Origin of the sequence: Methylocaldum sp. RMAD-M (assembly GCF_017832375.1) — a bacterium.
Taxonomy (GTDB): Bacteria; Pseudomonadota; Gammaproteobacteria; order Methylococcales; family Methylococcaceae; genus Methylocaldum.
In genome coordinates this window covers 1-12,743 of the sequence record NZ_JAFIBZ010000029.1, presented here as the reverse complement: position 1 = coordinate 12,743, position 12,743 = coordinate 1, and the positions used below count along the sequence as shown (strand labels likewise).

Annotated in this window: 13 protein-coding genes and 1 tRNA gene; 10 read left to right on the top strand and 4 right to left on the bottom strand. The window is 57.1% G+C overall.

Features of this window, described 5'->3' with window-relative positions; all coding sequences use genetic code 11:
- Window positions 1-144 precede the first annotated feature (144 nt).
- Complete coding sequence (locus JOD69_RS20205; protein WP_240506879.1) at window positions 145-987, top strand: methyltransferase; 843 nt, start codon at window positions 145-147, stop codon at window positions 985-987.
- A gap of 32 nt (window positions 988-1,019) precedes the next feature.
- Here the strand turns inward: JOD69_RS20205 and JOD69_RS20200 are convergent, their stop codons facing one another.
- The 3 genes from JOD69_RS20200 to JOD69_RS20190 all read right to left on the bottom strand — a co-directional run bounded on the left by JOD69_RS20200 (window position 1,020) and on the right by JOD69_RS20190 (window position 2,801).
- Window positions 1,020-1,184 (bottom strand): hypothetical protein, encoded by a 165-nt coding sequence (locus JOD69_RS20200; protein WP_166642439.1) that lies wholly within the window; start codon window positions 1,182-1,184, stop codon window positions 1,020-1,022.
- A 212-nt stretch (window positions 1,185-1,396) separates the two neighbouring features.
- On the bottom strand, window positions 1,397-2,128 hold the full coding sequence (locus tag JOD69_RS20195; protein ID WP_086133796.1) for an SDR family NAD(P)-dependent oxidoreductase: 732 nt from the start codon (window positions 2,126-2,128) through the stop codon (window positions 1,397-1,399).
- A gap of 22 nt (window positions 2,129-2,150) precedes the next feature.
- Window positions 2,151-2,801 (bottom strand): DUF938 domain-containing protein, encoded by a 651-nt coding sequence (locus JOD69_RS20190; RefSeq protein WP_210024181.1) that lies wholly within the window; start codon window positions 2,799-2,801, stop codon window positions 2,151-2,153.
- Window positions 2,802-3,053: 252 nt separating this feature from the next.
- On the opposite strand from JOD69_RS20190, the gene JOD69_RS20185 reads away from it, so the two are divergent.
- The 8 genes from JOD69_RS20185 to JOD69_RS20150 all read left to right on the top strand — a co-directional run bounded on the left by JOD69_RS20185 (window position 3,054) and on the right by JOD69_RS20150 (window position 11,012).
- Window positions 3,054-4,646 carry a sigma 54-interacting transcriptional regulator gene (locus JOD69_RS20185; protein WP_210024180.1) on the top strand — a complete coding sequence of 531 codons (1,593 nt, stop codon included), beginning with the start codon at window positions 3,054-3,056 and terminating at the stop codon, window positions 4,644-4,646.
- A 66-nt stretch (window positions 4,647-4,712) separates the two neighbouring features.
- A complete protein-coding gene (locus JOD69_RS20180) occupies window positions 4,713-5,321 on the top strand; it encodes a DUF1326 domain-containing protein (protein ID WP_086133797.1) in 609 nt (202 codons plus the stop codon).
- Window positions 5,322-5,324: 3 nt separating this feature from the next.
- Complete coding sequence (locus tag JOD69_RS20175) at window positions 5,325-6,098, top strand: DUF2182 domain-containing protein (RefSeq protein WP_086133798.1); 774 nt, start codon at window positions 5,325-5,327, stop codon at window positions 6,096-6,098.
- 528 nt (window positions 6,099-6,626) lie between these two features.
- Window positions 6,627-6,830: a cytochrome oxidase putative small subunit CydP gene (gene cydP, locus JOD69_RS20170; RefSeq protein ID WP_077731847.1), complete on the top strand. Its 204-nt coding sequence runs from the start codon at window positions 6,627-6,629 to the stop codon at window positions 6,828-6,830.
- Complete coding sequence (locus JOD69_RS20165; protein WP_156881288.1) at window positions 6,827-8,398, top strand: cytochrome ubiquinol oxidase subunit I; 1,572 nt, start codon at window positions 6,827-6,829, stop codon at window positions 8,396-8,398. Before cydP ends, JOD69_RS20165 begins: the two co-directional genes overlap by 4 nt.
- Before the next feature lie 16 nt (window positions 8,399-8,414).
- Window positions 8,415-9,551 (top strand): cytochrome d ubiquinol oxidase subunit II, encoded by a 1,137-nt coding sequence (gene cydB, locus JOD69_RS20160; RefSeq protein ID WP_077731846.1) that lies wholly within the window; start codon window positions 8,415-8,417, stop codon window positions 9,549-9,551.
- Window positions 9,552-9,560: 9 nt separating this feature from the next.
- Window positions 9,561-9,692, top strand: a complete 132-nt coding sequence (gene cydX, locus JOD69_RS20155; RefSeq protein ID WP_077731845.1) for a cytochrome bd-I oxidase subunit CydX — start codon at window positions 9,561-9,563, stop codon at window positions 9,690-9,692.
- Window positions 9,693-9,737: 45 nt separating this feature from the next.
- Complete coding sequence (locus tag JOD69_RS20150; protein ID WP_077731844.1) at window positions 9,738-11,012, top strand: FAD-dependent oxidoreductase; 1,275 nt, start codon at window positions 9,738-9,740, stop codon at window positions 11,010-11,012.
- Between the two features lie 368 nt (window positions 11,013-11,380).
- On the opposite strand, the gene JOD69_RS20145 is transcribed toward JOD69_RS20150, so the two are convergent.
- Complete coding sequence (locus JOD69_RS20145; RefSeq protein WP_077731843.1) at window positions 11,381-12,133, bottom strand: hypothetical protein; 753 nt, start codon at window positions 12,131-12,133, stop codon at window positions 11,381-11,383.
- A 364-nt stretch (window positions 12,134-12,497) separates the two neighbouring features.
- Here JOD69_RS20145 and JOD69_RS20140 point away from each other — a divergent pair.
- Window positions 12,498-12,573: transfer RNA gene (locus JOD69_RS20140), tRNA-Lys, on the top strand.
- The last annotated feature ends 170 nt before the right edge of the window (window positions 12,574-12,743 follow it).

Here is a 12,743-nt window from a genome sequence, read left to right as displayed (position 1 = left end):
ACGATCGTCTCCTTCAGGGGCTTGGTTTACCTCGGCTGGCGATTTTGATAGAACCGGGCGGGTGAATACGGATACGGCGCGGTTGCTTCTGCGCCGGAAGCAAAAGAGAACGTCACATTATTCCCGAAAAGCATGGAGACCAGCATGAAATTGCATTCCTTGGCACAGATGTTCAAGACCCTTTTGTTCGGTGCGCTGATCAGCGGAATCGTCTCGGCGCCGGAGTTGGCGGAGAGCGCTACGCTCGACCAATCGCTGGATCGGGCGCTTCAAGGCGATTACCGGGACCCCGGAAATCGTGAGCGGGACAAATACAGGCATCCCAAGGAAACCCTGCAATTTTTCGGACTGCGGCCGGATATGACGGTAGTCGAAATATCGCCCGGACGCGGCTGGTATACGGAGATTCTGGCTCCTGTCCTGCGTGACGAGGGAAAACTCTACGCGGCCGGCTTCGGCCCGGTTCGGCCGGGCATGCCCGATTACGCCGTTAAGATACAGAAAGCGTACGAAGCCAAGCTCAAGGCGCGCCCCGACGTCTACGACCGGGTTGTGCCGACTTCGATGCAGAATCCGAAGGAGGCCGATTTTGCACCGCCGGGCACGGCCGATCTGGTGTTGACCTTCCGGAACGTGCACAACTGGATGGCGGACGGTACGGCGGACGAGATGTTCAAAGCCATGTACCGGGTTTTGAAACCCGGCGGTACGCTGGGCGTGGTCGAACATCGCGCGAAGCCCGGCACTTCGCTCGAGGATATGAAGAAAAGCGGCTATGTGACCGAGGATTATGTGATTGCTTTGGCCGAAAAAGCCGGTTTCAAGCTGGCCGACAAATCGGAAATCAACGCCAATCCCAAAGACGGCAAAGATCATCCGGAAGGCGTATGGACTCTGCCGCCGACCTTGCGGATGGGCGAAAAAGATCGGGCACGCTACCTCGCGATCGGGGAGAGCGACCGGATGACTCTCAAGTTCACCAAATAGGCGTTCGGACGGACGGCTACCCGAATCGGACGCTAACGTCGCCGGGTTCGATCATCGCTTTGCTTGAGTTGCAGCCACCGGGCTATGAGCAGTGCGGTCAAGATCAGCCAGCCGTAAGGGTAGGGGATGGCCCCGACGAAGAATGCGCTGAGCACGGCGACGAGCAGCGCTCCCAATGTCAAAAGATAGGTATCCATGGCGGCGAGTCTCCGAAAATCGCGGACTGTCCGCATGTTAGACCGCTTGGAATGGCCGGGGTAGCCGCTCGATGAAAAGAAGCGTGGAAACGGGCGTCGGCAAAGGATGGCCGACCTACGAACTTGTGTTGTCCAGTAGGTCGGGAATCCTTTCCCGACATTTATGTTTCCGCAAACGGAGCCCTCTCCATTTAGAGGCAAAGGAAACGAGATCAAAACGGCTCCTTGAACGGGCGCAGGTCCAATTCGTGCGTCCAGGCGCTTCGGTGCTGATTGTGCAACTGCCAGTAGGTATCGGCAATCGCGTCGAGATCGAGGAGTCCGTCGGCGCCTTTTTGGGCGACGAATTCGGGAAATGCGTTTCGGGCCCGCTCGCCGTCAATGACGCCGTCGATGATGGCATGCACCACGTGGATGCCCTGCGGTCCGAACTCCCTGGCCATGCCCTGAGCCAGCGCCCGTAGAGCGCTTTTTGCCGCGGCGAAGGCGGTGAACGGAGGACGGGCGCGTAGCGAAGCGCTGGCGCCCGTGAAGAACAAGGTCCCGTGCCTTTGATCAGCCATCAGCCGCGCGGCTTCCCGTCCCACCAGAAATGCGGCGTAGGCGTTCTGCAGCCAAAGCTGTCTGAACATGTCGCCGCTGGTTTCGAGCAGCGGTGCCCGGCGATTGCTGTCCACGTTGCAGGCGACAATGTCCAGCTCGCCGGGATCGCCCGAAACCGTTTCGAACAAGGATATGACGTCGCCTTCGACGGTGGCGTCGGTTACGACGGGAACCGCCCGGCCGCCGGCCATTCGGATTTCCCCGGCGACGCGCTCCAGTTTTTCGGCAGTGCGGCCTCCGACATAAACCCTGAGCCCCTCGCGCGCGAAGCGGCGGGCGAGGGCGGCCCCCAAACCCTTGCTAGGCCCAACCCCGATGACGACAGCTTTATGGTCGTTCATATCATGGTACCCGTTCGGTTCGCTAACTTCGGCTAAAGATCAAGCCGAAATTATTGGCCGGCATATCTATCTTCTCGCTCAACCCCAGGGCATAAGCGCTCGCCGCTTTTTCCAAATCGGCGATGTCCTTCAGGCCCCACTCGGAAACCCCGGCTGAGTGGATCATCTGATCGAACTCATGATTCGATGCGGTGGTGTATCGGCCGTGGTCCTTGAAGGGACCGTAGACAAACAGAAAGCCGTCCTCGTTCAGCAATTGCGAGGCGCACTTCATCATGCCGTCCGCGACGGAAATCGGAGCCACCTGGAAGATATTGATGACAAAAATGACGTCGAAGCGCCGCTCGTCCGGGTTCGGCCAGGTCTCATCGCGCGTCAGATCGAGCTGGCTCGGCCGTGCGACGTTCTGCACTCGGTTTTCCCAGGTAACCCGCATGATGTTTTCCAGGGCGTGCTCGTTCAGGTCGGTCGGATGGAACGTCAGATGCGGGAAATATGGCGCGAAATAGTTGATGTGCATGCCGCTCCCGCTGGCGAACTCCAGGACTTTGCCCGGTGTCGACGGGAATTTCTGCTTGAAAACCTCCAGGATCGGATCGCGGTTGCGGTGTCCCGCCCAGGAAACATACGGACTTAAGGGATGCGGATCGAGCGGCGGTCTTTCTTGAGACATAAAAGTTATCCTCGTGGAATGTTCTTTTTGTAATGTTGTAATCAGATTGCGCCAGTGTCCTAAAGTGGGACGTGCTTTTGCAGCAGCTTGTATGCCAGGATTATTTAACGAAAAAAGCCAATAAAATCAGTATTGTAGTAAATAGCTATTCGATATGTTTATGAAATGTTATTTCAGTTGATGAAAAATGATTTCTTAATTCGAAAATCAGGTTTAGGCTATTAAGTCCATGATGTAGCACGAGCGCCCTTTATGAACCAGGCAAGCTTTTCGCAATTGACGCCGATTGGATTTCTCCAGACCTTCGTCATCGAACTGATGGATCTGTGCGAGGAGGCGGGCACGGCGCAGGCGGAGCAGATCATCGAGCGAATCGCCCGTAGCGCGGGCCGGTTTTTCGAGGAGACGTTCCGCGCCGAATACGGCCTCGATGAGGCTCTCGATCGAGAGCGCTACGCGGACTTGATCATTGGACTCAAGAATAAGATCGGCGGCCATTTTTCATTGGTTTCCAGCGATGCCGAGTGCATTCGTGTGGCCAGCAGTTGCTGCCCGTTCGGCGAGGGGGTGAAGAACTCACCGGAATTGTGCCGAATGACGTCCAGCGTGTTCGGCGCCATCGCGGCGCGCAACTTCGGCTACGCCAAGGTCGTGCTGGAGCGGCGTATCGCGCTCGGCCATGACGGCTGTCAAGTGGGGGTCTATCTGAATCCCGAGACCGCCGCTGGGTTGTCGGGGGTCGAATATCGAAACCAACCGGAGTCTAAGCCGGATCAGACGCTTGCCGGCGACTTACAAGCCCGCATTGAAGAGCGTATGCATCGGATATGGTGCCAAATGAGCGGCCGCTGTCCCACGCTCCCGGGCGTCGAACGGCCGGTCATCGTGGCACAGTCGCCCGCCATGCAGCAGGTATTGCGAGCGATCGAAATCGTGGCGCCTACCCCGGCCACGGTGTTGATCCGCGGCGAGACGGGGGTAGGCAAGGAGTTGGTCGCGCGTGCTATCCATGCCATGAGCGAGCGCAGCGAAAAACCCTTCATCGCCGTGAACTGCGGGGCGATTCCCGAAGGTTTGGTGGAGAGCGTGCTGTTCGGCCACGAGAAGGGGGCATTTACGGGTGCCATCGAGGTTCACCGGGGTTATTTCGAGCGGGCCGATGGCGGAACCTTGTTCTTGGACGAGGTGGATTCACTGACGCCGGCGGTGCAGACCAAGCTGCTCCGGGTATTGCAGGAGGGCGAGTTGGAGCGGGTAGGGGGGCACCGCACTTTGAGTGTCGACACGCGGATCATTGCCGCCACAAACTGCGATTTGGAAAAGGCAGTAGCCGACGGGAGTTTCCGCAAGGATCTGTACTACCGTATCAACGTCGTGAAATTGGAAATCCCGCCGCTCTCCGAACGACCGGAAGACATCCCTCATCTGGTCGACCTGATCTTGAAGCGTCTGGCCGTTCGCTACCGGAAGCAAATCCATGGCGTGACGGCCGAACTCATGGACAGGCTACGGGCATACTCGTGGCCCGGCAACGTTCGAGAGCTGGAAAACGTCCTGGAACGGGCGGTGCTGTTCACTCAAGGTAACTTCATTAAAGACGCCGAACTCGGGCCGAATCGCGCCGCTCCTTTGGAAAGCGGCTGGAAGGCAATCCGTAAACACGTCTTGGACCGAGCGGAACGCGAATACCTCGAGCAAGCGCTGAAGCGTTTTCAGGGCGACGTCAACCAGGTGGCGGAATGGATGGAGCTGACGCCGCGCGCGGTATATCTGAAACTGAGCGAGCTCGACATCGATCCGTCGCTGTTTCGCCCTCAAAGGTCCAAGACAGCCAAGGATCGATAACCCGGTTTTAGACCGGAATTTATCCAAAAACGCCGATTCATCGAGCATATCTAACGGAGTCGACTTATGAGTACATCCAATTCCTGGCATCTGGAAGGCAACTATTTCGAAGCGTGCAACTGCGAAACGGCCTGCCCGTGCGTGTGGTTCAATCCCCCTAGCGAAGGAGATTGCAAGCTGCTCGTCGCCTGGCATATCGATAAAGGTCGTTCGGAAGGCGTTACGCTGGACGGGCTCAATGTGGTTTTGGCGTGTTATGCGCCGGGACACATGAAGGAGGGCAACTGGCAGGCGGCGCTTTATCTCGATGAACGGGCGGATAGTGCCCAGTCGGACGCTCTGGTCCGAATCTTTTCCGGCCAGTCCGGCGGACATCCAGCCGTACTGGCGGGGTTCGTCGGCCAGGTACTCGGTGTGAAGCACGTGCCCATGACCTACGAGGCTCTCGGCAAGGAGCGGCGTCTTCTGATGTCCGATCTCGCGGAAGTGAGTATCCGCGCCATCGACGGCATAGCCGGCGGCGAGGCCACGATTGCCAATCCGCCTCTGTGCGTGGTGCCGTCTCACCCTTCCGTGGTGGCAAAGTCGGAGTCTTACCGTTATCGGGATTATGGCTTCGATTGGGAGTTTTCCGGGCGCAACGGCTATTTCTCCCCTTTCGTATATCACTCCTAGGCCATGGCCGTTTCGGCGAGAATTTCTAAGAGTACGATCCAGGGCTTGCTGATTGCCGCGGGACTGGGCGCCGCCACGATCGCCGCGTGGTGGGCGCTCTATCAGCAGCAAGTGGCGATGAACAGCTTGCCCATGGACCGGATGTGGATGCCGCCGACCGGTACCTGGCGTTGGTCTTTGACCGATTTCGGGCTGACCGCGTCGATGTGGCTGATCATGATGCTGGCCATGATGCTGCCGGTGGTTGCGCCCATGACGATGCTGATCGTGCGTATCGACCGAGGGCGACGGGCGGAAACGCGGATTAATCTGCCGACATTTCTACTGGGTTATTTCGTGCTGTGGGTAGGGTTCGGGATCATCGCCACTTTGCTTCAGTGGCAGTTCCACGGCTTGAGATGGCTAACCCCGATGATGGATAGCCGCAGCTCCATGGTGTCTGGGTCCATTCTGATTATGAGCGGCCTTTATCAATTCACGCCATGGAAAACGGCTTGTCTGAGCCACTGCCGCGCACCCATGGGATTTCTTCTCAGTCATGGACGGCCCGGCTGGCGCGGCGGATTGCGACTGGGCTTGCATCACGGTCTTTATTGCGTGGGCTGCTGTTGGGCGGAGATGCTGGTGATGTTCGCCGTGGGCATCATGAACGTCCTGTGGATGGGATTGATTACCCTTGCGATCTTGGCGGAGCGCTACGTTCCCAGCGCAGGGGAAAGCACACGAAAACTGATCGGCTTCGGGTTGATTGCCTGGGGTTGCGTGCAGTGGCTGTGACGCGAAGGACTACGCCTGAGACGCGGGGATCGGGACTCAGGTTTCAACCAAGGTTCTCCATCGGACGAGTTTCGAGCTCCGTTTTCTGTCGACCGAAGTTTTTTGCCGGCCCCCCGTCGCCTGTACCGAATTGAACTTTGCAGCGGAAGGGCAAGGTCTTGCCTTGACGAGGGCTGCCAGCGCTCGGATGTATTTTAAGTTTCATTTTGTTTCAGGATATACCGCGCCGTTTCAATGCCGTTTCAGGTGAAACGTCGAAATCGCGGTGCAGCCGATTCTTGGCCTGCTAGGGAAGGGTTATATGGCTTGGCACGGAGCTTGTTATTACATTAGCAAAGTGTGATATAGGGCTAATCCCTCCGGAAACGATGGCGAGCTGCCTCCGCCGTCATCAGCGAACATGCGGGACCAACCCTAAAGAACGGCGTTTCCCCCCTGGCCAGGGACGGCTTTTTCTTTCGTGAGACCGGATACCAATGGGTAACGCAGCGCCGTAGCCCACGAACTAATAACATCCGGAAACTCGATATGAATAACGTCACTTCAGATTTCTCAAAGGGACGCGACCATTTCCGGTGGGAAATTGCCTTGGCTCTGGTCCTCAAGATTGTCCTGCTGAGTGTCTTGTGGTTCGCGTTCTTCCGGCATGATCCAAACGTCCCGAAACCCGCCGTCGCGGATCTGTTTTCATCAGACCGCACGCCTCTTGTCCGCCAGGAAAGCATCAAATGATATCCGGTGAAGAAATCGTCAACCTGTCGAGGCTGCAATTCGGCCTCACGGCCATGTATCACTTTCTGTTCGTGCCCCTGACCCTGGGGCTGGCCTTCATTCTGGCCATCATGGAGTCGGTGTACGTGATGACCGGGAAGGTAGTCTATAAAGACATGACGAAATTCTGGGGCAAGCTGTTCGCCATCAACTTCGCGATGGGCGTGACCACCGGCATCACCCTGGAATTCCAGTTCGGAACCAACTGGGCCTATTATTCCCACTACGTCGGCGATATCTTCGGCCCTATCCTCGCCAGCGAAGGCTGGATGGCGTTCTTCCTGGAATCCACTTTGGTGGGCCTATTTTTCTTCGGCTGGGACAGACTGACCAAGGTTCAGCACTTGGCGGTCACCTGGCTGGTCGCCTTCGGAACCAGCTTCTCGGCCTTGTGGATTCTCATCGCCAACGGCTGGATGCAGTACCCGGTCGGGTCCGCGTTCAACTACGAGACCCTGCGCATGGAGATGGCGTCGTTCGCGGACGTGTTCTTCAATCCGGTGGCGCAGGTCAAGTTCGTGCATACCGTTGCCGCTGGGTATGTCACCGGTTCCATGTTCGTGCTGGGCATCAGCGCCTGGTACCTGATCCGGCGGCGCGATCTCGGCTTCGCCCGCCGTTCGTTCTCCATCGCGGCGGCGTTCGGTTTGGCTTCGGTGCTGTCGGTGATCGTTCTCGGCGACGAAAGCGGTTATACCTCGGGCGAGGTACAGAAGATCAAGCTCGCGGCCATCGAAGCGGAATGGGACACCCACGAGCCGCCGGCCAGTTTCACCATAATCGGATTCCCGGACCAGGAAGCGGAAAAGACCCATTTCGCCATCAAGGTGCCCTACGTACTGGGACTCATCGCCACGCGCTCCGTCGACGAGGATGTCAAGGGCTTAAAGGACCTCCGGGCCGAGAGCGCCAAGCGCATCCGAAGCGGCATGATCGCCTACGGTCAGTTGCAGAAAATTCGGGCAGGGGACAAGAGCGAGCCGACCAAGACTTTGTTCGACCAGCACATCACCGACCTCGGGTATGGCCTGTTGCTGAAGAAGTACACCGCCGATCCGGCCAGCGCTTCCGAGGAGATGATTCAACAGGCGGCCAACGACACGATTCCGCGGGTGGCTCCCTTGTTCTGGACTTTCCGCCTGATGGTCGCGGCCGGGTTCACCATGCTGTTTGTGTTCGCCATGGCCTTCTATTTCTGCGCGACGCGCGTAGCCGACCAAAAGAAATGGCTGCTCAGGCTCGCCACCTGGTGCATCCCGCTGCCGTGGATCGCTTCGGAGGCCGGCTGGTTCGTGGCGGAATACGGCCGTCAGCCCTGGACCATCTCGGGCGTGCTGCCGACCCATCTGTCCGCGTCCAACATCAGTTCCGACCAGCTCTGGTTCAGCATCGGCGGATTCGTGTTCTTCTATACCGCTCTGCTGATCATCGAGATGTTCCTCATGATCAAGTACGTGCGTCTGGGGCCGAGCAGTCTGCATACCGGGAAGTATTACTTCGAGACGAATCCGGCGGCTTCAGTGCCGTAATACCGGGAGAAAAACCATGTTCGATTACGAGACTCTAAGAATTATTTGGTGGCTGTTCACCGGGGTGGTCATCATCGCCTTCGTCCTGACTTCCGGATTCGATTTCGGCATCTGCGCGCTCCTGCCGTTTGTCGGGCGCAACGACCTCGAACGCCGGGCCGTCATCAATACCGTCGGTGGAACCTGGGAAGGCAATCAGGTGTGGCTGGTCCTTTTAGGAGGTGCCTTGTTCGCCGTGTGGCCGTTGGTCTATGCGACTCTGTTCTCGGGGCTGTACGTGGCCATGCTGCTGGTGTTGTTCGCCTTGTTCTTCCGACCGGCGGGGTTCGATTATCGAAGCAAGCTGGAGAATCCCGCCTGGCGCAATGCCTGGGATTGGGGGCTGTTTATCGGAGGAGCGGTGCCGCCGATCCTCTTGGGCGTTCTGGTGGGAAATCTGGTTCAGGGCGTGCCGTTCCATTTCGATGCCGATCTCCGGCCGTATTACGACGGCAGCTTCTTCGCCCTGCTCAATCCCTTCGCGCTGTTCTGCGGCGTGCTCGGCCTGCTCATCAGCCTTTTTCACGGTGCGATTTACCTCAAGTGGCGCACCGAAGGCGTGCTCTACCGTCGAGCACTGGCGGTGGTGCGGGTCCTGGGGCCCGTGGTAATCGGCGCTGTGACCCTGGCGGCTCTATGGGTTGTCTTCGGGATGAATCTTCCGGAGATCACAGCCATGCCGGGTACGGATGCCCCGTCCAACCCGCTCAACAAGACGGTGGCCATGACGTCCGGCTGGCTGCGTCAGTTCATGTCCCATCCCTGGATGCTAGTCGCGCCCGCGCTCGGTTTCGGGGGGTTGCTCCTGGCTTGGCGTTCGGCCCTGGAACACACGTCCGTCGGAGCTTTTTTGTTCAGTTCGCTGGGCATCACCGGGGTGCTGCTATCGCTTGGCTTCGGGCTGTTTCCGTATCTCGTGATTTCGTCGACCGATCCGAATCACAGCCTGACTATCTGGGACGCGAGTTCCAGCCATTTCACCCTGGCTTTGGCCTTTTGGATCACGGTGATCTTCCTGCCCATCGTTCTGGCTTATACCCGCTGGGTGTATAGGGTGTTGTGGGGTAGCGTTACCCCGGAGAAAGTGCTGAAGGATCAGCATTCTTTATATTGAGGCAGAAACATGTGGTATTTCGCTTGGATATTGGGTGTCGGTTTCGCTTGCGCATTCGGCATCATCAACGCGATGTGGCTGGAGGCAGAATGCAATATGGACGCCGGCGAGATCGGCGCGTCGCGTAGTTCGTCAAAGTAGTTCGACCAAAAGTCTGATTAACAACTAGAACGGAGGAGGCTGATCATGGCCCGCATCGTTATATTAGGCGCCGGCATAGGCGGCGTTCCGATGGCTCTCGAAATGAAACACCTGGCCCGGAAAGAAGACGAGGTCTGTGTCATTTCGGACAGCCCGACTTTTCACTTCGTCCCGTCGAACCCTTGGGTGGCCGTCAAATGGCGAAAGCCGGACGACATCAAGGTCGAACTGGCGCCGATGCTCAAGAAAAAAGGGATTAACTTCATCAACCAGAAAGTGACTCGGGTTCATCCCGACCGAAACCAGGTCGAGCTGGCCGACGGCAGCAATGTCGACTACGACTACCTGGTCATCGCCACGGGGCCCAAGCTGGCGTTCGAGGAAGTGCCGGGATTCGGTCCGCACGGGCATACGCAGTCCGTCTGCCACGTCGATCACGCTGCCGAAGCCGGCGAATTCTGGGACGAGTTCGTGAAGGACCCGGGCCCGATCATCGTCGGTTCAGTTCAGGGTGCATCCTGTTTCGGGCCGGCCTACGAGTACGCCTTCATCGCCGATTCGGATCTCCGCAAGCGCGAGATTCGCGACAGGGTGCCGATCACTTTCGTTACCTCCGAACCCTATATCGGCCATCTCGGCTTGGGCGGCGTGGGCGACACCAAGGGTCTTTTGGAAGGTGAACTGCGCCAGCATCACATCAAGGCCATCACCAATGCCAAGGTGGACCGCATCGAGAAGGGCGTGATGCATGTGATTGAGGTGGACGAGAAGGGACAGGAAAAGCAGAAGCACGAGCTGCCGTTCAAGCACGCCATGATGATTCCCGCCTTCAAGGGCGTCGATGCCGTGGCCGGAATCGAAGGGCTGGTGAATCCGAGGGGGTTCGTGCTAATCGACGAGTATCAGCGCAACCCGACTTTCAAGAACATCTACTCGGTCGGCGTCTGCGTGGCCATTCCGCCGGTGGAAGCCACGCCCGTACCCACGGGATCGCCCAAGACCGGCTATATGATCGAATCCATGGTGACCGCTACCGCGCACAATATCCGCGAGCAGCTGGACGGCAAGGAGCCCTCGCATAAGGCGACCTGGAATGCCCTGTGCCTGGCCGATCTCGGCGATACCGGCGTGGCCTTCATCGCCCGTCCCCAGATTCCGCCGCGCAACGTCACCTGGGCCAGCAAGGGGCGCTGGGTACACTTGGCCAAGATCGCATTCGAGAAGTATTTCATCCGCAAGATTCGTAAAGGCATCAGCGAACCCTTCTACGAACGCTTGGGTTTGAGGCTGATGGGCATCGTGCGGTTAAAAAAGAGCTAATGATTCGTGGTCCGGGGCTCACAGCAGGTAGATCGCCGGACCGAATAGAGCCGAAAAAAAACGCCGCCGTCTTGGTCCAATGGGCGAAAACAGGCGGCTCGGGAATTCATCAATGACGCGGCCGATGCATTTATTCGTCAAGAGCGTAAACACCTACACCGGCCGCGTTTTGACGGTCTACTGAATTACTTGAAGCGAGAAATCAAAATACCGAACATCGTTCCAAGTGCCAGTACTAACGTCGTAGCTTCTAATACGGCCATAACAACCTCCGGTCTTAACTTAAAAAACCAAGTAAAACACTTGGTATTTACTGTAATGACCGTGAGACAGGTTGAAGGTTCCCTGGTGATTCTTACCGACAAATCTCAACCGGGACCGCTCAGTTGGATGAGCTTTCGGTAATCGATGGCGATCTTCAAGCCTACAAAGCGGCTGGACATTCTTACCAATTCGTCCGTAACCGGATTGAAATAAAGTCTGGCTACGGCAATCCGCCTATTTTCGCCTTCTTCACCCAGCGGAACGGCGTCGGCCTTGAATCGGTAAACATAGAGCGTCATACCGTCCTTCAGCGATTCTTCCGCCGGGTGGCCCAACACTTCCAAAATTTTTCGCCGGTTTGGAGGGGCTGCCGAAACCCTCGGCAGGTCTTCCGCATCGACCTTCAACTGTCGACGACCCTCGTCAACCTTGCCTTTGCCGAGAGACCTGATCGATGCCTCAAGAAACGTCGCGGGGGCCATTTCCAGAAAAACCGGCGAGAAATCCCAGCCGGAGAGTTTGTCTTTCCCGTTGAACGTCATGCGGAAAACGATGGTTTTTCCCGGCTGAGCAGGGCTATCCATTTGGTGGAAATCCAGGTACCACCGGTACCCCAGTGGCAATTTTTCGATTCGGCTGGGATGGAGTTTGGTTAGATAGCGGAAATCCTCGCTCAATAGCACCGGGTGCAAGAAATCAAGGTGAAAATAGTCATCGGTCACCTGAACCCGGAAATTCCGTTCGAAGTCGGCCAGTTGATTTTTTGCTTCCAGCAGCCGGAAATAAACACATCCGCTCAGGGCGAAAAGAAAAAAGGATAAAAGCAGCGTATTGAAAAGACTTTTTGTGAATCTCATAGCTCGGCGCAGTTTCGGTAATGGCGGTAATCGCAGATCACCACATTGATTCATGCGACGACCGGAAAAGACCGGTCGATAGCCGATAGTTTGGTAGATTTAGTAATTGTCAGGCAGGTTAGGATAACGCAATGTTACGCGCGCGGGGATTTCAGGCGCGCCATGGATATCTGGAAAGACAGTGAGACAGAGTGGGGCCGGCGGTGCAAGCGGGAGAAGCCGTGATTATCCCTTCCATCGAAGGCACACGGAAGCCCAGAGATTATGAATGCTCATTCCGATCTTCGATCCGTCGCGGATTGCAAAGAGCATTTGTAATGGACTTGAAGAACAAGAAATCAGTCATTATAATTTCCGCTTCTTTGGGCCGTTAGCTCAGTCGGTAGAGCATTGCACTTTTAATGCAGTGGTCGCTGGTTCGAATCCAGCACGGCCCACCAGGAATATCAAAGGCTTGCAGCGATGCAGGCCTTTTTTATTTTGGCGTGCTGCCCAAATTTTGCGCAAAAGTTTTTCCTGATTAGCGATGAACTTCAGCCAAGCGAATTTGCCACTCGGGTCGAGGCTTAGCGAACGCCGCGGCGCGCGCCAGCCGTTGAAGCAGGGTTTT